The following is a 23833-nucleotide window of genomic DNA, read 5'->3' as shown; positions in this document are numbered from 1 at the left end:
CATTATCATCAGTCAGTATACATCTTCTCAAGGTACCTGAACCATTCATCATCATCCATGTTGGGGAATGATGCATCTGCATTTGAGTGGAATGTCTTGCATATTGTGAGTGTCCTTATATGTGGTGCGAAGTGCTTGAGTGTTGATAGGCCCTGGGATGCTATGTAATAGATGCACCCTATGAATATGACGAGGTCGTGCTGGCCCTCACCCCTGAGACCCTCCCAGTCTGGGTCCTTCAGAAGGTTGGTTATCTCCACTATCCCGTGGGGTTCTGATTCCACACCCGCATCCTTCAGCACCCTGTAGGTATCGGCAGTGGAGACCACAGGCAGGTCCCAGTGCCTGATGATTTTAACTGTGTGTTCAAGTACTGGCTGGCGCTTTGCAAGGGGCCCCACAACCATAAGTGGCCTCTTGGCCTTTTTTATCATCATAACTGCGGTTTCTGGTGTTACGAGCATTGCCTGTTTAGGCCCTGCTATAACAGTTGGCTGCCATGGTATTATACGGTCATTCACACCGATCACCTCTCAAGAAGTGAGGGTTCCTTTGGAAGCTTCCTTGGCTTCCAGTTCTTCTCCTCCAGTATCTTCATGATATCCCTCTTGTAGACTATGGGGATGTCCTTCTCTGTCCTTATGAACCTGTCGATGTCATCTGGAATTGTGCCGAAGTATTTCTTGTGGAGGTCTATGTAGTTGCTGAGTTTCATCTGACGACCCTTGGGTGTATCTGTTGGCCTTATGCAGAGTTTGGCCACCATCACCGTTGCCTCCTCCCGGTTCTCTGCTGCGTAGAGAAGGTGTTCTGGAGCTGGCTCCCCATCAATGACCTCACCTGTTCTGAGGTCGTTCAGTTTCCACTTCTCTTGGTCATCTGCCCTTCCAAGGAACAGTCTGCGGTACTTAGATCCGTGGGGTCCCAGGACGACGGGTATTCCCCACCTGTTCACACCGGTTGCTATGGCCGCCGCCTTCTGGGAGTAGGCACCCCATGCGACACCACATGCACCTACACGGTTAAGTATGTAATCCGCTATCTCCTCAAAGTTCCCCTCAAGTGGTTTCTGTGCGAATATGTTGGCTATCTTTATGGCAGCACCTGATATATGGGCGTTTGATACGCAGGAGCCCATGTTAACAAGTCCCTTTGCATCGAACTGCCCGCCGTATTTTTCATAGAGTGTCTTTCCATCCTCGTCCCTGTATTCCCCTATGGACATTGCACCGCATCCCGTTGTGACCACGATGTAGTTCCTCTCAAGGAACTCCTTTGCCATGAGGGCAACATCCTTTCCACCCTCAGGGTAGTTTGAGCATCCCACAAAGGCTATGACACCGGGTATGTCCCCGAGGACTATGGGTGCGCCGACCCTCCTTATCTCCACATCCTGGGCAGGGCCACGGCCAGCCCTTATCTTGTATTTTTCGTCCTTTACGCGCCTTTCACCGGCCTTTGTCACCATGGATACTATGGGTATGTCCCTTTCACACTCCTGTTCGCAGCGTCCACATGTGTAGCAGAGCTCCTCAAGTGCCATCTCCTCAAGTTTGCTCAGATCACCCTCAGCTGCGCTCTTAACTGCATCCATGACAGGGAGGCTGTTGGGGCAGACCCTCTGGCACCAGCCGCAATCTGTGCACTCTGATGCCATCTTAATTATCTCATCAACCTCTGGCAATTTTTTGAGGGATTTCCTGAGTGGTGCCAGTTTCATTGCAGTTTTAACTGCCACCTCACCAACCTTATTGGGGTCGAGGATCAGTGCCCCCTCTATGTTACCGTTTATGAGGTCATTCACGATTTTATCGGGGTCCTCATCTGTCAGATCAGGAAGTCCCAGGCACATCTTATCTGTTGTTGCAATCACCGCTGACCTGTTTTTGAGGGCCTCCTCCAGCACGTCTGTCCTCACGCACTGCTCGTCCACCACTATCACATCGGCCACACCACTTCTTATGAATCTGAGCTGTTTTGAGAGGGGCCCGACGACCTTGGCAGCCTCACTGTACCTTGTAACATCTATTGCTGCGCAGCATATACCGCATACCTCAATTTCGTCTTCGAGTTCCCTTTCGGTGACGTAGTCCACTATATCTGCCCCAGGGAGAACGTTGTGGCCTATGCAGAGTATCACGGGTTTGGTGTTGTCTATCGTACCGAATCCCAGTTCAACGAGTGGCGCGTCCTCATCACCCTTCGGGAGGTCCAGGGCAACTATCTGGGCGATATCCGCAACCTCCCTCGTGAGGTCATCCATGAGTCCAGCGTGGAATGCCTTTGATTCAAAGTCCCTGCTGTCACCCTCCTGTCCCGTGTGGCAGGCTGAGAGGAGGTGTGACATCTGTTCCTCGGCGTAGTCCATAACCTCCCTGAGGTCGCCCAGGGTCCGCGGCCTCCTTCCCATAACGGTCCTTGTTATGGGTGCCTCTATATCCACATTCATGCCCAGGTCTATTTCATAGTCCTCTCCCAGTTTCTCTATGAGGTGGTCCACAAGGTGCCTTGCGTGTCCCGCGTGGGCGGCGGTCCCTATGAGACATGCGAGAAGTACTATGCGTGCCTGCTGGGTGGCTGCGTCTATACCACATGCGCCCTTCTTACCGAGGAGGTCGCATTTACCGTAGGTGCAGAGGCAGCACATGTCACAGAAAGGTGCATAGAATGGTTCGTATCTTTCAAGGAGCTTCATGTCCCATGACCTGAGGTCGGTAACATGGGGACGGGGTTTTGGACCCCTGGCCTCTTCCTCCTGAGGTTTTTCCTCAGTTATAATTTCTCCTATGGATATCTGGATATTTTTAAGGTCCCAGAAATCCCCTTTAAGGTTCTTGGCTTTTTTTGATTCGGGTGCCACATCCATCACCAGTATTACTAAATGTAGACTGACAATTATTAATGATTTATAATGATGGTTTTCATTTTATGAAATCAATATATAAATTTTGTGTATTTGGCCGTGGCACATAAAAACAGGGACATTTTTAATAAAGCTGATCTCGATGATTAAAGCTGCTATGAGCTCAGTTTCACGCCATACTCAAGAAAATGTCCTCTCAATTTAAAAGCCGTTTTATGAGACCAGAAAATCCAGGTGTGTTATTACCACAATATAAATTAAACAGAGAGATTGTAATACCCACACCAATCTTTATATTATATAAGGCCTTGATATAATGACGGAATTAATATAAATAATAAGGAGGCGAAGAATCTTGCATATTCCAGATGGTTTCATACCATTCCCACAGTACGTCGTGTACTGGGTCATAGCCCTTATAGCCCTCTACTTCAGCATGCAGTGGGCCAGAAGGGACCTTAAAGAAAGACAGATACCCCTGTTTGCAGTTCTTGCAGCTGGAATATTCGCAATACAGGCAATGAACATACCGATACCCTGGGGTACCAGCGGTCACATGGTTGGAGCGGCCCTCGTTGCAATAGTCTTTGCAAGTCCATGGGCAGCTGTCCTTTTACTCTCAATTGTACTGATACTTCAGGGACTCATATTCGGTGATGGTGGTCTAACTGCGCTTGGTGCGAATATCTTCAACATGGGTATAATTGGAGGATTCACAGGTTACTACCTGTTCAGGGCACTCAGATCAGCCGGTGAAATTCCTGCGGTCGCCGTGGCATCATGGGCCTCAATATTCCTTGCCGCCATTGCCTGCGCCATAGAGATGTGGATAGCGGGTACCTTCCCGCTTGTGGAGGGACTGTGGATGATGGGGCTCTACCACGCGGTCATAGGTCTCATCGAAGCTGCAATAACAGTGGTTGTTGTCCTTGCAATTGAAAACAGCCGCCCCGATCTCTTCAAGTTCAGTGAATGGGGTGAGAAGAAGGGGGTTGCATCAAAATGAATGCCCGGGATAAAAAATTCATGGCAGGGGGCATCCTGATTGCCCTCATAATAGCAATTCTGGCACCATTCCTTGCATCAGAAAACCCTGATGGACTTGAGAGCACAGCCGAGAAGGTGATGCCCAACCCTGAAACTGAACCTGTGGTTGAATCGCCGATGCCAGACTACACCCTCCCTATATTTGGTGAGAGCAAGGTTGGTGGTTCCATAGCAATGGTGCTGGGCACTGCCATTGTGCTGGGCCTCGCCTATGGCGTTGGAGTACTGCTCCGTAGAAGGGAAACAGAAGTTGATGAGGGGAAATAACCCCTCATTAAATTTGCGGGGAAGCTGAATGGAAGACCTCATAAACATAGAGAGGGAAAGCCTTAAGGAGAGTTCAATACACAGCCTTGATGGGCGTGTCAAGCTCATAATAACATTTATCATAATCGTCTTTGCGGTTGCCACGCAGAGTATTGCAACACTCATCCTCATGGAGATTTACCTTATCTTATTGATCTTCCTCTCAAATGTATCACCATCCTATGCCATTAAAAGGCTCATTCTCATACTCCCATTCGGTGGATTCATAGCACTCTTCCAGCCATTCATAAGGCCCGGGGACGTGATCTGGACAGGGCCGTTTGGATTTGACATAACCCTTCAGGGAATCATCTTCGGGGCACTGCTTCTCGGAAAGGTGACTGTGAGTGTGACCGCGGTGATACTTCTCTCCTCAACAACGTCAATGCAGGAACTTGTTGGCTCAGCAAGGAGAATCGGTGTCCCCTCCGACTTTGCGATGCTCTTAAACCTCACAGTCAGGTACCTCTTCTTCTTCTATGATGAACTTGAAAGAATAAGGAATGCCCAGAAAACCCGCTGCTTTGATATCTGGAACAAAAACGTGCCCTACCGGTGGAGGCTGAGGAAGGTGGGTGAAACCATTGCCATGATGTTCCTTCGGGCATATGAACAGGGGGAAAGGGTGTATCTCAGCATGCTTAGCCGCGGTTACACACCAGAAAGCAGGATGTACACAGCAGCCTCCAAGATAGGAAGAAGGGAAGTGCTGTTTGTGGCTGCGAATATCATGATACTTGCGGTTCTTCACGTCATCCAGACGTCGCTTCCGGTGATGAAATGATTCAGGTGAAGAACCTCAGCTACACCTACCCGGATGGCACCACAGCCCTTAGAAACATTAACATGGAAATAGGGAGGGGTGAACGGGTTGCCGTCATAGGTCCCAACGGGGCCGGTAAGTCAACACTCTTTCTGCACCTCAACGGAATACTCAGGCCATCAGCCGGAGAAATAATAATCGATGGAGAGAAAATCAATTACAGCAAATCTGAACTTATCAGGATAAGGCAGAAGGTGGGTATAGTTTTCCAGAACCCCGATGATCAGCTCTTCTCCCCAACTGTGAGGGATGATGTTGCCTTTGGCCCCATGAACCTTGGACTCAGTGAAGATGAGGTCGAGGAAAGGGTCAGGAAGTCACTTGAAAGGGTGGGTATGTCCGGCTACGAAGAAAGGGCGCCCCACCATCTGAGCGGCGGTGAGAAGAAGAGGGTGGCCATTGCAGGGATTCTTGCAATGAAACCTGAAATAATGGTCCTTGACGAGCCCACAACAGGTCTGGACCCTGAAACCGCCGATGGGATAATCGAGATACTCCTTGAACTGAGCAGTGAGGGCATCACAGTTATAATATCCTCCCACGACGTTGAAATCCTCAGCCAGTTCGCTGAAAGGATCTTTGTTCTAAACAGCGGCGAACTCATAGCCGAGGGAACACCCTGTGAAATCTTTGGAGAACCTGAAATAATAAGAAGAGCCAGTTTAAGACTTCCCAGGACCGCTGAACTCATGAACCGCCTCAGAATGTCGGGCTTTGATGTTGATGTTAAACTAACTGTGGAGGAAGCATACCATGAACTTCTGCACCTTCTAGGTGCAGATGCATACCACAGGCTGCTTCACTTTCTGGGTGAAAAAAGACAGCATAAACTCATGCACATTCTCGGGGATGAGAAGTACCATGAACTTCTACATGTGCTTAGGGAGATGTGACTGCTGGCTTATCACGCTACATCTAAAGTTTCGGCTCCAGCCTCTTGATCATGAAGGCCATGAACCCCACCAGCATCGGGAAGAGGAAGAGGTATATCAGTATAATGGCTATGGGTGGTAGAACTGACCCCATAACAGTGGACGCTGCAAGGAGCATGACAAGGAATATGACGGGTCCCAGAATCGCAAGGAACATGTAGATCATGGTGAAGGAGTTGAGCTTCTGCGAATAATCCTTGAGCTTCATCCTCATCTCATATGCAATATCATCTGCAATAACATTGAGTGTCTTGGAGAGATCCCCACCACTGTTGAGGGTCCTTGTTATCTGGTAGACAGCCCTCTTGAGACCATCGGATTCTATACGGTTACTCATCTCAATAAGGGCACTCTCAGTGGTCTCACCATACTTGATCTCCTCAAGTGTCCTTGCAAACTCCTCAGAAAGGGCCCCGTACCCGGACATTGCAACCGAACGCATACTATCATGAAGTCCAAGGCCGGATTTGAGTTCTGTGGCCATCTGACGAAGTGCAAAGGGCAGCTCCCTGGAAGCCTCACTTGAACGTTTGCCCTTCTGAAGGTTCGGAAGAAATATGATGATTATGGCCATGAAGAGGACAGCAAGCATCATTGCAAGACCTATCTCGATCCCGAAGCCCAGGACGACCATCACAACAAGGAGCACCGCCCCCGAGCCCCCACCAAGTATCATTATGAGCTTGGGGTCGAGCTGCTCCTTCTCCTCCTCCTTCAGGATCTCCTCAAGGGACGCCCTCTGAAAGCTTTCACGGGTTGCACTGTCCTCTCCACTCTCTTCAAGTCTCTTATCTGCCTCTATAAGTCCCTTGAATACCTCTATCTCTTCAGGGGTCATCTTCATCCTGCTTATAACCCTAGATGACCCCCTTCTTGATAGAAAACCTGGTTTTGGTTTCTTAGATTCCCTCTTCAGGATTCCCCCGGTTTTTCCAATTGGTGGTGCCTTTGGCTTTATCTCACCTATCTTTTTAACGGGCTTCTGAACGCCCTCACCCACCTTCTTCGTGGATGTGAGGGTGAGTCCCCCGAGTTTATCGAATATATCCCTGATTGAGACCATTGTATCAGCCTCAGAGTATGCTGTCAAGGACAGCATCCGGGTCCCTGTAGTACTCATTTATGTAGTGTCCCACCTCATCTATGGACCTTATGTTCTCATCGGCCAGGTATTCAAGGACGAGTCTTCTCCTTTCGATCTCCTCCTCTATCTCATTTATGCTTATGGCCCTGAGTTCAGCTATCTCCCTCAGGGTCTGGCTGGCTATTCCAACATACTCTACCTTATCGGTTACACTGTTCCATTCAAAGACCCTGTTGAGCTGAACATTACCCTCCTCCATGCCCACGACCTCGGCAACCTCTGTTATCCTCCTTATGGAACCCCCTTCGGGGCGGTACATCCTGTTCTGCATGATTATAAAGTCAAGGGCGGGTATCATTATCCTTGGCACGTTCATGGGAGGGTTTATGAGACGGGTTATTGTTTCCCTGGCTGTGTTTGCGTGAAGCGTTCCAAAACCACTGTGCCCTGTGTTGAGGGCTGTGAAGAGTGTTATTGCCTCTCCACCCCTGACCTCTCCGACGATCACCCTGTCGGGTCTCTGACGGAGGGAGTTCTTAACCAGGGTGTCCATGTCCAGTTCACCCTTACCCTCTATGTTGGGGGGCCTTGTCTCCATCCTCAGGACGTGGGTGTGGGGCAGCTGAAGTTCCAGTGTATCCTCAATTGTTATGATACGCTCGGTTGGGGGTACAAAGGCCGATATCGTGTTGAGGGTTGTTGTTTTACCTGAACCAGTACCCCCTGCAACTATGGCGTTGCATGGTTTCACCCCGAGTCCATCCGTGCAGACCCAGAGGAAGGCCGCAAGATGGGAGGACATGGTCTTGAAGTTGATGAGGTCAACAACGGTGAATGGGTCCTTCCTGAATTTTCGTATGGTGAGTGTTGACCCATCTGGAGATACGGGAGGTATTGTTGCATTGATCCTTGAGCCGTCAGGCAGCCTTGCATCCAGTATGGGTGTCTGCTGGTCTATACGCCTGTTCACCTGCCTCGCAATGAGGTCAATGATGGCCTTTATATCGTCATCGTTCTTGAAGACCACGTTGGTTATCATCATGCCCATCTTCCGGTGGTAGACAAAGACGGGTTTGTTGACACCGATCACCATTATCTCCTCGAGGTCATCATCCTTGATGAGTGGGTCAAGTTCGCCGTAACCCAGCATCTCCTGGGATATCTGCTTGGCGAGCTTATCAACATTGCGAACCCCCTTCATCTTGAGAAATTCCTTGACCTCCGACATGAAGGTGGATTCGTCTATCCTGAAATCCTCACCCTTGGATACCGCAACCTCAACAAGTTTTTCACGGATCTCGTTGAGGAGTTCCCTTTCCTTCTCAGAGAACTTTGGAAGGGACACCTTGTATTTGGGTATGAGGTCGCCCTCAATGATTTCAACATCCTTTATATCGGGACCACGGGGGGCGGGCTTCGGTGATGGCTTTTCAAGCACCTTTTCAACCTTGAATTCCGATTCCGCAGGCCTTTCCCTTTTTTCTTCCCTTGGAGTCGCTTCCTCATCCGCTGCGAATTCTCCGAGAATCTCCCTCAGAATCTCCTTCCTCTTGTCCCTCATGTTACTCATCTTTTAATATGTGGAGGACAATATTTAAGTGTATGTCAGCGAGGTGTCCTATCTGCGGGGAGGTTCTTTGCGCCCATAACAGGCATGCACTGGAAGGGTATTATGACCCATGTGAGGGCTGTATAAACCCCGGTTTCAGGAAGTTCAGACCCATAATGGAACAGGTGACTGAATCGGCACTTGAAGAATGTGAATGTGGCAGAAGGCACCTTGATTCTGTAATGGCACAGGTATCCATGATCCTTATAGAGAATGGGGTCATCCCAAAAAATGCCAGGTTGAGGGACGCCGGTGTTCCGCTCATAACTCCTGCATTTCCCCTCAAATCGGCCCCCTTCCTGCCAGAGGATTCGCTTGTTCTTCTAACACCTGCCATCACTGGGAAAACTGCGGAGATGATAATAACTGATGTGCCTGAGGTTAAGGGTGTCATAAGGGGCGATCCCTCAGTGACACCAGGGGTTATGGATTCATCAATGACCCCCCATGTTTATGATCTTCTTGCAGGCTGTGATATGAGGTGTGACATCATAGAGACTCCTGCAGGTTCAATGTCCATATACCGGAGGCAGAGCAGGCTTCACATAGAATTTGCAGGTGCAAAAAACCAGAAAATAGAAGCAGCTGCCAGGGAAATCCTATCAATTCGTCCAGAGACTGTTCTGGACGCCACCTGCGGCCCGGGCACCCTTGGAATATTTGCACTGATGGCAGGTGCAGATAGGGTTGTCTTCAATGACATCTGGAGGGATGCGTGTGAGATGACGCGCCTTAACCTTCAGATCAATGGCTTCAGGAAGGAAAGGTTCAAAATATGCTCTGAGGACATCAGAGAACTGCCTGAAATCCTGAATGAAAAATTTGAGCTATGTATTGTGGATCCATTCCCAGGTGTGGAAGTAAAGGAGTTCATTGAGGCTGCAGGAAAACTGGCAGAGAGGATCCTGCTGATTCAGTGAACTGGATGCTGGACCTTCAGAATTAACTGATCCCTGTGTTGAAGACTCATTTTAACTGATATTCTTAGATAATTGAAACTTAAATTCCCATGTAAATAACCACCGCAGGAAGCACAAGGACCCCCATGAGATGGGACTTGCTTATACCTGCACAGTGGGGGATTACCCCAAAGGCAGTGGATGTCAGGAGCGCCACTGCAATGAACGGGAGGCTTGCGCCCTCCATGATGGCAAAAAAGAAGATGGATGCCACCATAAAGAGCATTACACAGGCCGATACCCTTCTATAGTTGATACCTGAGAGGCCGCATGCAAGATGATCGCCCAGTTTTATGGAGGCTACTGCAGCGGCAGAGACCGCGAGGAGAGACGCTGATATGAAGAGCATGAGATGGGCCATGCTGACATCCTGAACAATTTCTGAAATGTAGACCGCAATGCCGCTTCTGGGGTTCCCTATGAGGTATAGTGTGAGGAGCGAGAAGAGTGCGTCTGATGTGTTCAGACCTGAAATTGCCATGATGAAATCCTCAGGTGCATCCTCACCACCTGAACCTGTGAGGGAGGCTGCTATCATCCCGCCCTGGGCCGGTCCAAATCCCGGGAGAAACCCCAGTAAAACAGATGCCAGACCACCTGCAGATACCGACCTCAGGGTGTTCATGTTGAACTCTGTGAACTGAACCCTGCTCTGTTCAGGAATATCTGATTCTGAATTTAAACTGTAAAAGAGGGTGCTGAGTCCAAAAAAACCTGTAAAAAGTGTCATGAGCCCAAGACCCGGTGATATGGGCGTCTGAAACATGAGCCACCCCATCGCACCTGAGAAGAGAAAAAGCGCCGAAGCCCAGATAACGGCCTCGAAATTTCTGCTGAGTTTTATTATCATGTAAACAGATACCAGAATCAGAATCAACCATATATGGGGTCTGAGAAAATTGTACAGTGGTGGTAAAATCAGGAAGAGCGATGGTAGGAGGATTATTGTGATGAGAATCCCTCCAACACCACCAACCGTGGCCGCCCTTATGGCCTCCCCGGCCTTACCTTCAAGCACCATCCGGTGAGAGGGGAGGACAGAGATGGCTGTTCCTTCATCGGGCACCCCAAGAAGCGCTGATGGTATGAACTCAAGAAGGGCGTGTGCCACTGAAAGTGATAATAAAAAAACAGCGAGGAATTCCTCAGATACATGAAGGTGGGTTGATGATGCGAAAATGAATGCTCCCACAGTATTAACATGGATGCCTGGAATCAGACCCGTTAATATGCCAGTGATGATCCCAAGAAAGCAGGCAAAAAGGATATCTGTTATCCCAATCACCCTGAAAGGGGAGCTACATTAACCTTCTCACATCGGTTACCTCTATATTGCTGACACCATCAATACCCGCGAGGCTCTCCTCAGCGGCTTCGGTTCCACCCTCGGCATCGCCCACAACAACCATCACATTTAGTGCAACGAGGCCAAATGCTATGGGCTCCTCATCTATTTTGTGAAGCTCAGTACCCTCGGGTATCCTTGATTCAATTTCCTTCTTGAGTGCCTCAAGGTCAACCTCTGGACTTTCAGGCATAACCTTTATGGTAGCTACTACATCTCCCATGAAATACCTCCACACAGAATCTTGAGTAATACTAATTTATATATTTTTCCTATGGTCCCTCGAATCCACAGCTGCACCTGTAGGTGTGTCCGAAGGTCCTGCACTTCTGGCACCTGTAGATCATCTCGCCACACATGGGGCATTCAAATTTCACATAGGTTTCAACCAGAGGTATCTCCTGCTTACAGGATGTGCATTCCATCTTTGTCATCTAATCACCTCTTATAACTGTACATATAACTTCTGAAGCACCTGCCCTTAAAATGGACAGCACCCTCTCGGGAAACTTCCCGTTTGCAACATAACAATCAGTTTTCATTTTAATGAGAAGTTCAGGTAGTGCTTCGTCCACTGATGTCTCACCAAAAGATAGTAAGTTTTTAGCACTTATCTCATTTATAAGTTTAGCATCTCTGGCAGGTGGCCTCTCAGTATATATACCATCTACATCTGTTGCTATTAAAAGTTTCGCCCCAAGCATGTGTGCTATTATGAGTGAGAGGGAATCCGAGGTCACCCTCCATGAGTGTTCCACAGGATCAGAAAAACGCAGGAGTTCAGATGGCAGGATCACAGGTGTCAGACCACTCCCGGCTACCTCCCTGCACTCCCCAAGTGTCCTCACCGGAACAGCAGATTCACATAGGTCAGAAAGCAGCCTTCCAGTAATATCCATGCATAGTATGGCCGAATCATGGGTCGCGCTTTCAGAAAATCCCGAAACCCTGTCATAGTACCTCACTCTATCTGCAAAATCCCCACCACCACACACAACAGCAACCCCTGTTCCTTCAAGGCTTTTAAGGAGTTCTGCAGCATGTTCAGGAAATAGACTACCCCCTATCTTAACAACCCAGTCCATAATATCACCATATTTCAGCCTCAGAGAAGTTTGAGGTCACCTGTTATTTTATCTATCTTCTCATCGTCGTCCGGGCCTATGCCCAGACATGTGATGGTGCCTGCAGGTATCTGGGTATGACCGGCGTCCCTCACCAGATAGTATGAGATCCCCGAATCCTTCACAGATTCATATATCTCCAGAAGCTCATCAAGGCTCTTAACTGAAACTATAACCTTCTTTGAACCATCAATTTCCCATCTTCTGATTTTATCAGGATCTGTTTTTTTGAATGAACCAATAGAAGCATGACAGGCCTGGGCTGCTATTTTACCTTTTCCCATCTTCAGATCAGACCTCACTATTATGACCTGTTTCATTTTCCCACCATCCGGGTCTATATTGGTTGATACTAATAACTGTTTCCAGCGCAAAAAAAATGAAAAGTCATCAGTGCCCATCTCATGCACACCTCAACTGGAGGTGCCCCTCCCAACCAGAAGGTTGGTGCCAGTGTTACAGTGACAATCTGCAAGGCTGGGAAGTATAGAATCATGATATGGATGGAAAATAGTGCCGAAAAATCGATAAATTTAAATAGTATTTGGTTAAATATAGAATTGAGGTGATATTATGGCCGAATTACCCATAGCACCAGTTGGGAGAATAATAAAAAATGCCGGTGCCCAGAGAATAAGCGACGACGCAAGGGAAACACTTGCAAAAATTCTGGAAGACAAAGGCGAAGAAATAGCAGCAGAAGCTGTTAAACTAGCAAAACACGCCGGCAGAAAAACTGTTAAAGCATCAGACATAGAACTGGCCGTTAAAAAACTATAAATGGCCATTTCTATTTTTATTTTAAACATCATACTTCAGTATCCCAGTCAGGTCTATGGCCGGTGGGTTTGGAGATGACTGAATTTTAAGTGTCATGCTTCAGTATCCTCTGGAGTGTTGACTATTTATTCCCCCAGCAACAATAATTCAAAGGGGCCTGAATTTCTGAGAATGAATTTATTTACCACCCACACCATAATCAACCGAAACTGAATTTTCATCCTCATACCAATGGTGATAGAATTGACCAGAATCTCAATACTCGATCATGATAGATGCCAGCCAAAGAAATGCAACTACGTCTGCATAGAGTACTGTCCTGGAGTTAGAATGGATGAGGACACCATAACAATTGATGAGAAAACAAAGAAACCCCTCATATCTGAGGAACTGTGTTCCGGTTGTGGTATATGTACAAAAAGGTGTCCATTCAAGGCCATAAGTGTTATAAATCTTCCTGAAGCCCTTGAAGACCCGGTTCACAGGTACGGGCAGAACATGTTTGAACTCTTCGGCCTTCCCACCGTGACAGAGGGGGATGTGATTGGGCTGATAGGTCCAAACGGTATCGGAAAGTCAACAATCATAAGGATACTGTCAGGGGAACTCAGGCCAAACCTTGGCAACTTCCAGGACCCACCAGGGTGGGATGAAATTATAAACCACTTCAGGGGATCCCAGCTGCAGAATTACTTCCAGAACCTCAGTGAAGGAAAGGTAACCGTTGTGCACAAACCCCAGATGGTGGATAAGATCCCGAAGTACGTTAAGGGAAAGGTTGAGGATCTGCTTCTGAGTATAGAGTCAAAAAGAACAGATGAAGTAGTTGAGACCCTCGAGATTGGGGAGATAATGGGTCGTGAGATATCAAACCTCAGCGGAGGTGAACTCCAGAGCGTGGCAATCGCAGCTGCAGCTCTACGTGAAGCCGATTTCTATTACTTTGATGAGCCCACCTCATGGCTGGATGTGAGGCAGAGACTCAATGCAATAAGGGTCATAAGGTCCCTTGCAGAGGCAGGAAAATCCGTTATGGTGATAGAACACGACATGGCCGCCCTTGATGCGATGTCAGACTACGTCCACATACTATACGGTAAGCCAGGTGGATACGGGGTTGTATCCAACCGCCGCGGTGTCCGGGTGGGGATCAACACCTACATCAGGGGTTTCCTCAGGGAGGAAAACGTGAGATTCCGCGATCATGAAATAGAATTCAAGGTGAAACCCCCAAGGGCCGAGGAAGAGGGTGAGGTCCTCGTGGAGTACTCAAAGATGATAAAGTCCCATCCAGCATTCAATCTTCAGGTTGAAGAGGGCACAGTATACCTCAACGAGGTTATTACTGCCTTCGGGCCAAACGGTATAGGTAAAACAACCTTTGCAAGGATCCTTGCAGGTGTTGAAAAACCGGATGAGGGAAAGGTTAAGAGGAAAATAAAGATATCCTACAAGCCCCAGTACCTTTCATCGGATTATGCCGGTACCGTGGAGGAATTTCTGTATTCAAACGCCCCTTCATATGGATCAAACCTATTCAAAAGCGAGATAATGAGGCCATTCAATCTTGAGGAGATACTTGACAAGGCAGTTAATGAGCTGAGTGGTGGTGAGCTGCAGCGCCTTGCAGTCGCAGTTGCTCTCTCCAGGGATGCAGAACTTTATGTTCTGGACGAACCAACAGCATTCCTTGACGTTGAACAGCGTCTGCTTGCAGCCAAGGCCATAAGAAGGATAATTGAAAGCAGAAATGCGTCTGCCATGATAATTGACCATGACATAATCTTCATTGACTACATATCCGACAGGGCCATGGTCTTCAGTGGGAAACCTGGAGTTGAGGGACGCGCTGGAAGCCCCACCGAACTCAGGGAAGCTATGAACACATTCCTCAGTGAAACAGGGATAACCTTCAGGAGGGATAAGGAAACAAAAAGGCCGCGTGTCAACAAGCCTGGAAGTTTCCTTGACAGGCAGCAGAAGGAGATGGGGGAATACTATTACCTGAAAACAGAATAGTAGATGATTCACCCTTTTCATTCAACCTTCTTTTAAAACCTGCCATAATAGATGTCAACCAGTACCTTCCATTCTTTTATTTTCCAATGCAAAAAACCTCTTATATGCCCTACTCTGAGTTAATCTAAACTGAAAAGAGAAGAGCGAATTATTTGCCAAAATCAAAGCTCAAAAACCGATCCTAAAGGATAAAAATTACAGTTAGCAGATTATCTGCCAGATTAAATCAAAAAAGAATCGATAAAAAAACTGAAAATTGTGAAATTATGATGGCCTCAGGAACTCCATCACATCCACAAAGTTCTCAGCGAATATCTCGACCTGCTCAGTTGGTATGGAGAAGCTGAGACGTATGTACCTGTCCCCGAATATCTTGCTGGTGTATGCACCCTGCCTTACAAAGATCTTCCTCTTAAGAAGGTAGTCTGTAAGGTCAACTGGGTTCACACCGGTTTCATGTATATCTATGGCCATCATGTTTCCATTTGATGGGTAAACCGGGAGAAATGCCCCTTCAACCTCTTCAACAGCGTCCCTTATGATTTTCTGGTTCCTGAAGGTCACATCCCGTATCCTGTCAACCCACCTGTCCTTTGATTTGAGGGCTGCAATTGCACCTGCCTGGGATACAACATTTGTACCCAGGTCATTTATAACGATGCTCTTCACTGACTCAACAATATCCTCAGTTGCAACAATTGCACCTATCCTGAGACCTGCCATCCCGCATATCTTGGAAAAGCTGTACACCGTAAGTGTATGGTCAGGGGCGTAATCAGCTGCAAGGTGGTGTTCCTGTGCAAAGTCCCTGTAGGTTATATCGTGCAGAAGGTAAACATCATGATCCACTGCAATGTCTGCAAATGCCTTTATCTCATCCAGTGTATATGATGAGCCCAGTGGATTCAGGGGGTCAATGAGTGAAATCAGGCGGGTGTTGCTGTCCATATTCTCAAGCACAAGGTCGGGTGTCAGTTTATACCCACATTCACTGCTGTATATGGGGACCGATTTGACACTACATGCGAATCTGCTTGCAAAGTTGTCAATTATCAGGTACCCTGGATCACATGTTATGGCATTGTCCTCAGGGTTGAGAATATCATTCATACAGAGATACAGGGACTCTGTACCCCCGGCGGTTATGAGGGCCTCAAAGCCATCCCCCAGTCCCAGATCCTTCAGTACAAGTTCCTTGAGTTCAGGGAACCCCTCAGGAGGAGGATACTTACAGTAACTACCCTCATTTATGCAATCAATCATGGCTTCCGCTATTTCAGAGTGATCATGAAGATGGTTGGTGTTCTGACCCATCCATATCATTTCTTTGTCCTTGAAGACGTAGTTAAAAAACTCATTTGAAGTTTTAAAGCCGTTTGACGGCACTTTTGCGGCTTTAGCATATTTTTTAGGAGAAATCATTTTATCACATCAGCACCAGAGTATCCTAATGAAAGAGAAGAAGGCTTCTCTTATCTACCCGAGGCTGAACCTCAACCATAGGCCACACTATTACCGTGTTCTATATCATATTAAACAAACCACTTAATAAACTTTGTTCAGCATCAGCGATTCTGTAATAAAATTCAGAACACCCATACTACTTCAAGGACGCAAACTAACCTGCGGCGCCCGGCCAGAATGAATAATAGAAGAGCCATCCTGAAAAAATTAAAATCCCTCAAGCTCAGACAATACCCTCAGGAACTATCCTGAAACTGGTCCTTAAACCTTCGGGCCTGTTTCTGTGCCTTCTGAGTATAGCAACCCTTTCACCTGGTCTATCACCCATTTCAAGTTCAACAATTGTTTTGGACCAGTACCTCAGGAGGGTCCCGCCAACGGGACTCACCCTCTCCACACCATCATCTCCCCTCAGGGAATATATCTGGTTGGTTATAACCACCGCAAGGTCAAATCTTCTGGCCATCTGCAGAAGAAGGAAAAGCTGTCTTCCAAGATCAACATTGAAATTAGATCCGTTACCCTCCTTTAGACGGTATAGGGCCACCGCGGAATCAAGTACAACGAGGTCAACTGAATCACCATGGTTTTTGAGGACATTCAGTGTTCTTTGAATGGCTTCACCCTGCTCTGTGAAGCTTGAGGGTTCAAAAACTATTATATTATCTGCAACCCTTTGGAATGAAGGTCCTGAAACCTGTCTGATTCTTTCAACAGAAATTCCACCCTCAGTATCTATAAAAACTGTCTTTCTATCTCTCTTTGAAGTTTCAACTGCAAGTTTAATTGCGATGTTGGTTTTGCCAGAAGCTGGGGGCCCATAGAACTGTGTGATGGTTCCCCTCTCAACACCTCCTCCCAGTATGGAGTCAATGGATGAACCAGTGGGGAGCCTCCCGTTTTCACCGAGCTCCATAAGGGTCCTCATCTTATACACCTGAAAATCCTGTGGATAACTTCAGGGTCCCCCCTACCTATCCTGAGAACAGCTGGTGGTTCAACTGTAAGATCAACAACCGTGGATGGTTCAGTGCTATCACATTCGCCTGCATCAAGCATGAGGTCAACCTCCAGATCCCCAATTATATCATGGGGGTTAGCTGATGGTTGCCTACCTGATATATTGGCGCTTGTGGCTGTCACCGGAAACTTTGCTGATATCCTTCTGCATACCTCATCATCAGGGACCCTTACACCCACCTTTGATGATCCCCCTGTGAGAATATCCGGCACCAGATCCTTCTTCTCAAGTAAAACCGTGTAGGGGCCCGGCAATATCCTCCTGATTATCTCCATGGCATGCTCTGATGGTTTTGAGAACCTCGGTATCTCAGACACCCCTGAGACACATATGGATACAGGTTTATCAGGGGTCCTTCCCTTTATCCTGAAGAGCTTCCTCACTGACTCCCTGTCAAGTGAATTGACACCGAGGCCATAGATGGTATCTGTGGGGTATATCACTGCCCCGCCCCTCTCCATAACAGATATAGCCTCATCAATCGCATTTTGTGATGGGTTTTCTCTTCTGATTTTCCGGATTATCATTGAACCACCAGATCCATGACCAATTTATATATCTGTAATCAATATAAATGAGTTCATGTTGAATCAGTTCAGACCGGCACTCAGAAGGTTCATAGACCCTATCGCAGAGAAGATCGCAATACCTGCAGATTATATAACATTCACTGGTTTCCTGGTTGCATGTGCCTCGGCCGCATCCTATGCCACCGGGAATATTATTAACGGCGCCCTGCTTCTTGCATTAAGCGGATTCATAGACGTCCTTGATGGGGCTGTTGCAAGGAGGAGGTTCAGCCCCACCAGATTTGGTGGTTTCCTGGATTCAACCCTTGACAGGCTCTCAGATGGCATAATCATCATTGGTATAACGGCAGGGGGGTTCACAGGGCTTCTCACAGGTATGCTGGCCCTCCACTCCAGCCTCATGGTCAGTTATGTGAGGGCAAGGGCCGAGTCCGAGGGCCTTGAATGCACTGTGGGTGTTGCTGAAAGGGCTGAGCGGCTCATAATACTCATTGGAGGATCCCTTGCCGGATACTTCCTTGGCTTATGGTATATGAACGCTGCCATGATAATTCTCGTAATTGCAGGTTACTTCACGGTGATTCAGAGGATGATGTACGTCCGGAGGCAGATGAAAACATAGGGTCTCGGGAATTCCCTGATTAGATATTTATGAGGTGTTTTAAATGGAATGCCGGGAGCGCATAGAAAAGGACCTTGATCTTCTTGAGAAAAATTTAATGGAAATGGAATCCATAGAATTCAAAGGGGAGGAGAGGGCCATCATTGAGAGGGCCCTGAACTACAGGGACGACTCCATCTACTACCTAAAGAAGGGGGATTACATCACATCCTTCGGGTGCATAACCTACGCCCACGGCCTTCTGGATGGCCTAAGAATGCTTCACGGAATTATATGATGGAGATAAAATGAAATTTTTCATAAAAGAGGGTAAAGTTGAGAAGTATGGGCGCAGGCACCTTGATAAGGTCATGGAATGCTACCTTAAGCTGGAGGAGCTGATGGAGGCATTTTACAGTGGCGACTGCAGAAGTGTATCCAGACTCGCAAGGGAGATAGCGGTTAGTGAGCATGAGGCCGATGAGATAAGAAGGAAAATGGAACTTGAATTCTATGAGGGGGCCTTCCTACCATTCGACAGGGAGGACCGTATAATGCTCGTTGAGAGCATAGACAAGGTCGCTGACGTCATTGAATCAACCGCATTCACTATATCCCTTGGAAGGGTTTCCTTTCCCTCAGGGTTCAGGGAGGACTTCCAGAGGATGATGGATGTCACAGGAAAGACGGTTCACGCCCTTAAGGAGTGCGTGGAACTCCTTGAAAGGGACCTCGGGGAGGCCATGAGGAAGGTCCATGAAATTGAGGGCCTTGAGGATGATGTGGATGCAATTGAGAGGAAGATCATAACTGACCTCTACTCCGCCTACAGGGAGAAGGAGATGGGTGTCATAAAATTCATGGACATGAAGGAAATCACCCGGAAGATCGGGAACATTTCCGACAGGGCCGAGGATGCTTCTGACCGTGCCCTCATAATAATAGCCAAGAGAAGAGGCTGATGACCCTTAAAATGGCCGTTGAGGACCTGAAGTACCTCCTCAACAGGGGTTACCGTAAACGCGTTGCGCTTAATTTCGTTGCAAACCACTATCTTCTCGGGAAGAGGGAAAGAAATTACCTTGCAAGGTACGTCTTCTCAGATGAAACCAGAAAGAGGAGACTCTCCCGGCTGGTAAGTCCAGATTCCCTCAGGGGTTCCACTGTCCACATTGATGGCTACAATGTACTCATAGGTACAGAAAGCGTTCTTGGGGGTGAAGGGTTCTTCATTGCCCAGGATGGGTTTCTGCGGGATGTAATGAGTGTTTCAGGGAGTTACAGGATGGGTGAAGTAACCCTGAGGGCCCTGAATGCCATAATGGATTTCCTATCAGATTCAGGTGTTAAAGAGGTGTTTTTCTACTTTGACAGGAACGTCAGCCACAGTGGCAGACTGAGGCAGATCGTCGAGGAACTCATGAATTCCCATGGACTGGAGGGACGTGCTATTCTCTCATCATGCGTTGACAGAAGGCTTAAGGAAAGTGGGGGTGTGGTGGCAACAGCTGACGGTGCTGTGATTGACTCTGTGGAGATGGTGATTGACATTCCCCATGAGATACTGAGAAGAATCAACAAGAAGAAACCAAAGAAGGGATAATGACAGGATAGACCAATCATTTAGAAGTACAGGATCAACGCCTGGCAGAATCCAGTGTTCAGAAAAAAATAAAATGTGGGTGGAAGCCCCATTAATCCATGTCCTCAAATCTGTCTCCGAGTTTTTCAAGTACGCCCGGCAGGGATGTGTACTCCATTTCATCTGATGGGAGTCTGTGGGGTTCGAATGGCCCGTGTCTTCTCATGTACTCTGCAATTTCAGATGCGAGCTGCCTTGAGCGGTCAAATGCAGGGTCATCAAACATGTCAATTGGACCCACGAGTTTGCAGTCTGCGATCTGGAATCCCAGCCCTATGACCCTTGGAGGTCCGTCGAACCTGACGGGTGTTGCATCCCTCTGGGCAACGGGCATCAGTGGCCCGTTGTGTGATCCCCTCATCCAGCCACCCACAAGGTGCGGGAATGCAAAGGGCTCAACGACTTCCCCTGCTGCAGGGAATCCTGACTGTGCCCTTACGATTGCGACCGGGTCATCCTTTCCTATGTACTTACCTGCCATGAGGTTCAGTCTTTCTGTGCTCACAGAGGCTGCTATTTCACCGTCGTCCCTTCTGTGTATCTTCTTTATCACGTAGCGGCTGATTGAACCCAAGAGGGCAAGGAGGTCGTACATCTCGTCAGGGCATGCCATTGTAACTTTCTTGTGTTCGACAACATCAAAGACCTCGAATTCGTAGCCGTTGTGAAGTGTTGGATCAATAACAAGGCCCGCAGTATTGAATGGGTCTGCAAACATTCTGAAGAGGGGAAGGTTAAAGGCTCCAGGTTCTGTCTTGTCGCAGCAGAAAATTATAACAGGATCGCTTGGTCTCTCCTTAAATTCCATTTCAGCGCACCCAGGGCCCATACCCTTGATGTTTCCTGAGAAGGTGTCTGAGAGGAGGTCCTGCCCTGCACCGTAAAGTTTTAAGCTTCTGGCCACCTCTGTGGCTTCCCTGAAGGCGTTCCATGCTGTCTGGTGAACCTCCTCATTTTCTTCACCGTTCCTGTGGGTCATTATGAGGTCAATGTCATCTCCACAGTTGGTAATATAATAATCCTCAAGGATTCCTGTATCCCTGGCTTCTGCCAGTATCTCGTCGCACTTTTTCTTTAATGCCTCATGTGCGACTGCGTGACCTGCTACGCTTCCAACGTCTGCTTTAATTACACTAATGGTTGTTTTCATCATTACACCTCCAGAAGATAGTGAGTTAATTAACTGGATTCTTTATATAAAAGATGTGATCTGATTATTTAAAAAGTTATCCACAGAATCTGCAGGGATCATTCAGGGCTTTCTGTTTCTGAAGCTGATCTGAATATCTTCTCAATTTCATCTTCAACCTGGATTTTTTCTGAGAGTTCCCTGATGGAGGCTGTATCTGCTGCTGTTGAGGGGTGGCGGGGTACAGCACCACATCCACCATCGGGTATCACCGAGATGTCATAGGTGCCTATCCTCTTTGCCAGGGCCTCTATCTCCACCTTGTCCATGCCTATGAGGGGGCTGAGGACAGGCATCCTCACCGCCATCCTTGTGGCGAGGATGTTTGGAAGGGTCTGGGATGCCACCTGCCCGAGGCTGCTCCCATCCACTATTGCAAGTGCCCCCTCCTCCTCTGCAACCATCTCGGCGAGGCGGTACATTCCAGCCTTACATAGGACGCAGGTCATATTCTCAGGGGCTTCTCTCCTGCATTTTTCAAGGTAACTTCCATACCTGAAAATTCTGAGTTTGAATTCAACTCCGGCAGAATACTCCGCAAGTTTTGAGGCGATTTTCTCAACCTTATCAAGGGACTCGGGAGCTGTGAATGGTGAGTTATCGGTGTGGACCGCCACGACCTGGCATCCCCTCTTCATGAGGAGATAGGTGGCAACAGGTGAGTCTATTCCCCCGGATAAAAGGGCAACAACCTTGCCCTGGGTACCTGCAGGCAGGCCTCCAGGGCCCTGGATGACCCTGTGGTAGATGTATGTCCTGTTCTCCCTTATTTCAAGGTGGATCTCAAGGTCAGGGTTTCCAAGGTCCACCGGAGCCCCGATCTCCCTGACCACAACTGAACCTGCAAAGGCTGCCATCTCCTGGCTTGTAAAGTCATGCTGCCCAACCCTTCTGCATCTTATGGCAAATGGTGTTCTCTCTGTGATGAGGCCCTCCAGTTTCAGTTCACCCACATATTCCCGGAGCGCCCCCTCTATAACATCAAAATCGGTTTCCACAGTCACAGCGGGTGAAAAGGATACCACTCCAAAGATCCTTGAAAGTTTATCAAGGGCCTCGTCCATGTTCTCAGGGAATACGAATATTCTTCCATGCCTGATTTCTGCTCTGCAGCTGAAAGCAGCCCTTATATTACTGAGGAGTTTTTTTTCAAATCTCCTTCTAACAGCCGGCCCCTTAATTGCAACCTCACCGTATCTCACAAGTATAACATCATATTCAAGAATACTAACACCCCCCTATGAGGAAATTACCCTTTTCTATGAGTTCCTTGAGTTCAAGGGCGAGTCTGGATGCCCTCACCCTGTCTGACTGTCTGCATACGATGGGTACTATCCTATCACCAATCCTGACCTCACCTGTATCCATCTCGTATGCTCCGTAGGGACATGAGAAGGCGCATACACCGCATCCAAAGCACCTATCAGTGTCCAGGCCATCCCCTATTGCATGGGTTGGGCACCTCTCTGCTGCCAGGCATGGGAGGCAGTCAGCACACCTTTCAGGGTTATAGGTGGGTCTCTCGTCACCAGCCCATGTATCTGCATATGTCAGATCATGGATTATCCTTGATCGATCCCTAACATCGGCAACAGGTAACCCTATATCTGAATTAAGAACCAGCAGTCTCTTAAAGACCCTCTCAGATGTCACAGGCAGCGGAACTGCGATGGTGTTGAATATCTCGGGTCCTGCGGCTGTCCTGAATCCCCCAATGTAATCAGGTTTCATATCATGCAGGTCCCCGCTCAGCATGAGATTTGGTCTTTCAGGACTGCTCCTTGTACCCTCACCCAGCACGAGGCCCCTGGCACCATTTAAGAGTACGCTGGTTCCCCTCCTGATGGCCTCCATGCCGGGATCATTTTCAAGGGGATTGATGTCACCGCAGCCTGAGAATGAGAGGCCTCCACAGTGGGGTGGCATTTCAAATGCATTGAATATGGATCTTACAGGTTTATTGGAGGGGTTGACAATTGCTGTGTAGTTTCTGAATGCCATCCTTGTCCCTATGATCCTCGCTGTTTCAATATCCTTCAGGGTAACTGTGGATTCAATGGAAGTTCCATCCTCTGACTTTACAGTCACATCAACCTCGGATCCTGTGAGAAGGTCCCTGAGAAGAAATCCGCCACCATATTCCGGGTCCCTGACGCTTCTGGCTGTCCCATAAATGAAGAGGTCCACTGAACCCAGGTTTTCATTTGGACATGGGCCAGGATACGCTGGTATGCCATTCAGTTCAGCTGAAACAGCCTTCCTGAATGAACCCGGTTCAGATACCCTGAAATGCATGACCGCTGCTGTCCCGGACATTACCCCGCAGGTGGCCGCTGTTACCACGTCGACCTCATCTGCAGATGGGGCCTCATCGTTGAGGACCAGCTCCTTGAGTTCCCCTGCTGTTAAAACTGTTGCTTCACCATCCATTATCCTCTCATTTATTTCCGAGATGGTCCTCCTCAAATTAATCACCAGACAACGACAAGAACAGT

26 protein-coding genes are annotated in these 23833 nt (G+C 48.1%); 11 read left to right on the top strand and 15 right to left on the bottom strand.

Going from position 1 to position 23833, the window contains the following annotated elements:
- Positions 1–8: 8 nt before the first annotated feature.
- Positions 9–530: a CO dehydrogenase/acetyl-CoA synthase complex subunit epsilon gene (gene cdhB, locus OXN82_RS00375; protein WP_321211527.1), complete on the bottom strand. Its 522-nt coding sequence runs from the start codon at positions 528–530 to the stop codon at positions 9–11.
- On the bottom strand, positions 527–2866 hold the full coding sequence (gene cdhA, locus OXN82_RS00370; RefSeq protein WP_321211526.1) for a CO dehydrogenase/acetyl-CoA synthase complex subunit alpha: 2340 nt from the start codon (positions 2864–2866) through the stop codon (positions 527–529). Before cdhA ends, cdhB begins: the two co-directional genes overlap by 4 nt.
- 352 nt (positions 2867–3218) lie before the next feature.
- Here cdhA and cbiM point away from each other — a divergent pair, with 352 nt between their 5' ends.
- Genes cbiM through OXN82_RS00350 form a run of 4 tightly spaced genes read left to right on the top strand, consistent with a single transcriptional unit; the run spans position 3219 to position 5932 of the window.
- On the top strand, positions 3219–3869 hold the full coding sequence (cbiM, locus tag OXN82_RS00365) for a cobalt transporter CbiM (protein WP_321211525.1): 651 nt from the start codon (positions 3219–3221) through the stop codon (positions 3867–3869).
- The gene (locus tag OXN82_RS00360) at positions 3866–4177 is read left to right on the top strand and encodes a PDGLE domain-containing protein (protein WP_321211524.1); all 312 of its coding nucleotides are present in this window, start codon (positions 3866–3868) and stop codon (positions 4175–4177) included. The genes cbiM and OXN82_RS00360 overlap by 4 nt, the downstream gene beginning before the upstream one ends.
- 28 nt (positions 4178–4205) lie before the next feature.
- Positions 4206–5000, top strand: a complete 795-nt coding sequence (cbiQ, locus tag OXN82_RS00355) for a cobalt ECF transporter T component CbiQ (protein ID WP_321211523.1) — start codon at positions 4206–4208, stop codon at positions 4998–5000.
- Entirely contained in the window at positions 4997–5932 is a 936-nt protein-coding gene (locus OXN82_RS00350) for an ATP-binding cassette domain-containing protein (protein WP_321211522.1), read from the top strand. The genes cbiQ and OXN82_RS00350 overlap by 4 nt, the downstream gene beginning before the upstream one ends.
- A 22-nt stretch (positions 5933–5954) precedes the next feature.
- On the opposite strand, the gene OXN82_RS00345 is transcribed toward OXN82_RS00350, so the two are convergent.
- Together OXN82_RS00345 and OXN82_RS00340 are read right to left on the bottom strand one after the other, a co-directional pair.
- Positions 5955–7070, bottom strand: coding sequence for a type II secretion system F family protein (locus OXN82_RS00345; protein ID WP_321211521.1), 1116 nt, complete (start codon positions 7068–7070; stop codon positions 5955–5957).
- On the bottom strand, positions 7045–8616 hold the full coding sequence (locus OXN82_RS00340) for an ATPase, T2SS/T4P/T4SS family (RefSeq protein ID WP_321211520.1): 1572 nt from the start codon (positions 8614–8616) through the stop codon (positions 7045–7047). Before OXN82_RS00340 ends, OXN82_RS00345 begins: the two co-directional genes overlap by 26 nt.
- Before the next feature lie 41 nt (positions 8617–8657).
- Here OXN82_RS00340 and OXN82_RS00335 point away from each other — a divergent pair, with 41 nt between their 5' ends.
- On the top strand, positions 8658–9584 hold the full coding sequence (locus tag OXN82_RS00335; RefSeq protein ID WP_321211519.1) for a class I SAM-dependent methyltransferase: 927 nt from the start codon (positions 8658–8660) through the stop codon (positions 9582–9584).
- 79 nt (positions 9585–9663) lie between these two features.
- Here OXN82_RS00335 and OXN82_RS00330 read toward each other — a convergent pair whose 3' ends face one another.
- From OXN82_RS00330 to pth2, 5 genes are read right to left on the bottom strand one after another with little or no spacing between them, the layout of a single operon-like run.
- The gene (locus tag OXN82_RS00330; protein ID WP_321212119.1) at positions 9664–10899 is read right to left on the bottom strand and encodes a tripartite tricarboxylate transporter permease; all 1236 of its coding nucleotides are present in this window, start codon (positions 10897–10899) and stop codon (positions 9664–9666) included.
- Positions 10900–10921: 22 nt separating this feature from the next.
- A complete protein-coding gene (locus OXN82_RS00325; protein ID WP_300488162.1) occupies positions 10922–11191 on the bottom strand; it encodes an elongation factor 1-beta in 270 nt (89 codons plus the stop codon).
- A gap of 49 nt (positions 11192–11240) precedes the next feature.
- Positions 11241–11402: a zinc finger domain-containing protein gene (locus OXN82_RS00320; protein WP_013295112.1), complete on the bottom strand. Its 162-nt coding sequence runs from the start codon at positions 11400–11402 to the stop codon at positions 11241–11243.
- On the bottom strand, positions 11403–12053 hold the full coding sequence (locus tag OXN82_RS00315; RefSeq protein WP_321211518.1) for a delta 1-pyrroline-5-carboxylate synthetase: 651 nt from the start codon (positions 12051–12053) through the stop codon (positions 11403–11405). It abuts the gene before it with no gap.
- Between the two features lie 20 nt (positions 12054–12073).
- The gene (pth2, locus tag OXN82_RS00310; protein ID WP_147671192.1) at positions 12074–12412 is read right to left on the bottom strand and encodes an aminoacyl-tRNA hydrolase; all 339 of its coding nucleotides are present in this window, start codon (positions 12410–12412) and stop codon (positions 12074–12076) included.
- A gap of 253 nt (positions 12413–12665) precedes the next feature.
- On the opposite strand from pth2, the gene hmtA2 reads away from it, so the two are divergent.
- Together hmtA2 and OXN82_RS00300 are read left to right on the top strand one after the other, a co-directional pair.
- Positions 12666–12872, top strand: coding sequence for a histone HmtA2 (gene hmtA2 / locus OXN82_RS00305; protein ID WP_013295109.1), 207 nt, complete (start codon positions 12666–12668; stop codon positions 12870–12872).
- 243 nt (positions 12873–13115) lie between these two features.
- Entirely contained in the window at positions 13116–14891 is a 1776-nt protein-coding gene (locus tag OXN82_RS00300) for a ribosome biogenesis/translation initiation ATPase RLI (RefSeq protein WP_321211517.1), read from the top strand.
- A 264-nt stretch (positions 14892–15155) separates the two neighbouring features.
- Here the strand turns inward: OXN82_RS00300 and OXN82_RS00295 are convergent, their stop codons facing one another.
- From OXN82_RS00295 to OXN82_RS00285, 3 genes are all read right to left on the bottom strand, one after another.
- Complete coding sequence (locus OXN82_RS00295) at positions 15156–16313, bottom strand: pyridoxal phosphate-dependent aminotransferase (RefSeq protein WP_321211516.1); 1158 nt, start codon at positions 16311–16313, stop codon at positions 15156–15158.
- 265 nt (positions 16314–16578) lie between these two features.
- Positions 16579–17283, bottom strand: coding sequence for a DNA repair and recombination protein RadB (radB, locus tag OXN82_RS00290; RefSeq protein ID WP_321211515.1), 705 nt, complete (start codon positions 17281–17283; stop codon positions 16579–16581).
- Complete coding sequence (locus tag OXN82_RS00285) at positions 17280–17903, bottom strand: L-threonylcarbamoyladenylate synthase (RefSeq protein WP_321211514.1); 624 nt, start codon at positions 17901–17903, stop codon at positions 17280–17282. Before OXN82_RS00285 ends, radB begins: the two co-directional genes overlap by 4 nt.
- A gap of 55 nt (positions 17904–17958) precedes the next feature.
- Between OXN82_RS00285 and pgsA the strand changes: the two genes are divergently transcribed.
- Genes pgsA through OXN82_RS00265 form a run of 4 tightly spaced genes read left to right on the top strand, consistent with a single transcriptional unit; the run spans position 17959 to position 20110 of the window.
- On the top strand, positions 17959–18528 hold the full coding sequence (pgsA, locus tag OXN82_RS00280) for an archaetidylinositol phosphate synthase (RefSeq protein ID WP_321211513.1): 570 nt from the start codon (positions 17959–17961) through the stop codon (positions 18526–18528).
- A gap of 43 nt (positions 18529–18571) precedes the next feature.
- Positions 18572–18805 (top strand): DUF357 domain-containing protein, encoded by a 234-nt coding sequence (locus tag OXN82_RS00275; protein WP_013295103.1) that lies wholly within the window; start codon positions 18572–18574, stop codon positions 18803–18805.
- A 10-nt stretch (positions 18806–18815) separates the two neighbouring features.
- On the top strand, positions 18816–19469 hold the full coding sequence (locus tag OXN82_RS00270; RefSeq protein ID WP_321211512.1) for a TIGR00153 family protein: 654 nt from the start codon (positions 18816–18818) through the stop codon (positions 19467–19469).
- Positions 19469–20110 carry a DUF434 domain-containing protein gene (locus tag OXN82_RS00265; protein WP_321211511.1) on the top strand — a complete coding sequence of 214 codons (642 nt, stop codon included), beginning with the start codon at positions 19469–19471 and terminating at the stop codon, positions 20108–20110. The genes OXN82_RS00270 and OXN82_RS00265 overlap by 1 nt, the downstream gene beginning before the upstream one ends.
- Positions 20111–20201: 91 nt before the next feature.
- On the opposite strand, the gene fbp is transcribed toward OXN82_RS00265, so the two are convergent.
- From fbp to OXN82_RS00250, 3 genes are all read right to left on the bottom strand, one after another.
- On the bottom strand, positions 20202–21299 hold the full coding sequence (fbp, locus tag OXN82_RS00260) for a fructose-1,6-bisphosphate aldolase/phosphatase (protein ID WP_321211510.1): 1098 nt from the start codon (positions 21297–21299) through the stop codon (positions 20202–20204).
- Positions 21300–21397: 98 nt separating this feature from the next.
- A complete protein-coding gene (gene thiI / locus OXN82_RS00255; protein ID WP_321211509.1) occupies positions 21398–22540 on the bottom strand; it encodes a tRNA uracil 4-sulfurtransferase ThiI in 1143 nt (380 codons plus the stop codon).
- A gap of 25 nt (positions 22541–22565) precedes the next feature.
- The gene (locus tag OXN82_RS00250; protein WP_321212118.1) at positions 22566–23768 is read right to left on the bottom strand and encodes a methanogenesis marker 16 metalloprotein; all 1203 of its coding nucleotides are present in this window, start codon (positions 23766–23768) and stop codon (positions 22566–22568) included.
- Positions 23769–23833 lie beyond the last annotated feature (65 nt).

The sequence above is a fragment of the Methanothermobacter sp. DP genome, assembly GCF_026692625.1.
GTDB lineage: Archaea > Methanobacteriota > Methanobacteria > Methanobacteriales > Methanothermobacteraceae > Methanothermobacter > Methanothermobacter marburgensis.
The sequence above is the reverse complement of the archived record's forward strand: the minus strand, read 5'-3'. Positions and strand labels throughout refer to the sequence as shown.

Bases quoted from the DNA above. Each gene is read 5' to 3' on its own strand.
- OXN82_RS00360 (WP_321211524.1), top strand. From the start codon at position 3,866: ATGAATGCCCGGGATAAAAAATTCATGGCAGGGGGCATCCTGATTGCC.
- fbp (WP_321211510.1), bottom strand. From the start codon at position 21,299: ATGAAAACAACCATTAGTGTAATTAAAGCAGACGTTGGAAGCGTAGCA.
- cdhA (WP_321211526.1), bottom strand. From the start codon at position 2,866: ATGGATGTGGCACCCGAATCAAAAAAAGCCAAGAACCTTAAAGGGGAT.
- OXN82_RS00295 (WP_321211516.1), bottom strand. From the start codon at position 16,313: ATGATTTCTCCTAAAAAATATGCTAAAGCCGCAAAAGTGCCGTCAAAC.
- hmtA2 (WP_013295109.1), top strand. From the start codon at position 12,666: ATGGCCGAATTACCCATAGCACCAGTTGGGAGAATAATAAAAAATGCC.
- OXN82_RS00340 (WP_321211520.1), bottom strand. From the start codon at position 8,616: ATGAGGGACAAGAGGAAGGAGATTCTGAGGGAGATTCTCGGAGAATTC.
- OXN82_RS00270 (WP_321211512.1), top strand. From the start codon at position 18,816: ATGAAATTTTTCATAAAAGAGGGTAAAGTTGAGAAGTATGGGCGCAGG.
- OXN82_RS00320 (WP_013295112.1), bottom strand. From the start codon at position 11,402: ATGACAAAGATGGAATGCACATCCTGTAAGCAGGAGATACCTCTGGTT.
- OXN82_RS00350 (WP_321211522.1), top strand. From the start codon at position 4,997: ATGATTCAGGTGAAGAACCTCAGCTACACCTACCCGGATGGCACCACA.
- OXN82_RS00265 (WP_321211511.1), top strand. From the start codon at position 19,469: ATGACCCTTAAAATGGCCGTTGAGGACCTGAAGTACCTCCTCAACAGG.
- OXN82_RS00325 (WP_300488162.1), bottom strand. From the start codon at position 11,191: ATGGGAGATGTAGTAGCTACCATAAAGGTTATGCCTGAAAGTCCAGAG.
- cbiQ (WP_321211523.1), top strand. From the start codon at position 4,206: ATGGAAGACCTCATAAACATAGAGAGGGAAAGCCTTAAGGAGAGTTCA.
- radB (WP_321211515.1), bottom strand. From the start codon at position 17,283: ATGAGGACCCTTATGGAGCTCGGTGAAAACGGGAGGCTCCCCACTGGT.
- OXN82_RS00315 (WP_321211518.1), bottom strand. From the start codon at position 12,053: ATGGACTGGGTTGTTAAGATAGGGGGTAGTCTATTTCCTGAACATGCT.
- OXN82_RS00335 (WP_321211519.1), top strand. From the start codon at position 8,658: ATGTCAGCGAGGTGTCCTATCTGCGGGGAGGTTCTTTGCGCCCATAAC.
- OXN82_RS00250 (WP_321212118.1), bottom strand. From the start codon at position 23,768: ATGGATGGTGAAGCAACAGTTTTAACAGCAGGGGAACTCAAGGAGCTG.
- pgsA (WP_321211513.1), top strand. From the start codon at position 17,959: ATGTTGAATCAGTTCAGACCGGCACTCAGAAGGTTCATAGACCCTATC.
- OXN82_RS00275 (WP_013295103.1), top strand. From the start codon at position 18,572: ATGGAATGCCGGGAGCGCATAGAAAAGGACCTTGATCTTCTTGAGAAA.
- OXN82_RS00345 (WP_321211521.1), bottom strand. From the start codon at position 7,070: ATGCTGTCCTTGACAGCATACTCTGAGGCTGATACAATGGTCTCAATC.
- OXN82_RS00285 (WP_321211514.1), bottom strand. From the start codon at position 17,903: ATGATAATCCGGAAAATCAGAAGAGAAAACCCATCACAAAATGCGATT.
- pth2 (WP_147671192.1), bottom strand. From the start codon at position 12,412: ATGAAACAGGTCATAATAGTGAGGTCTGATCTGAAGATGGGAAAAGGT.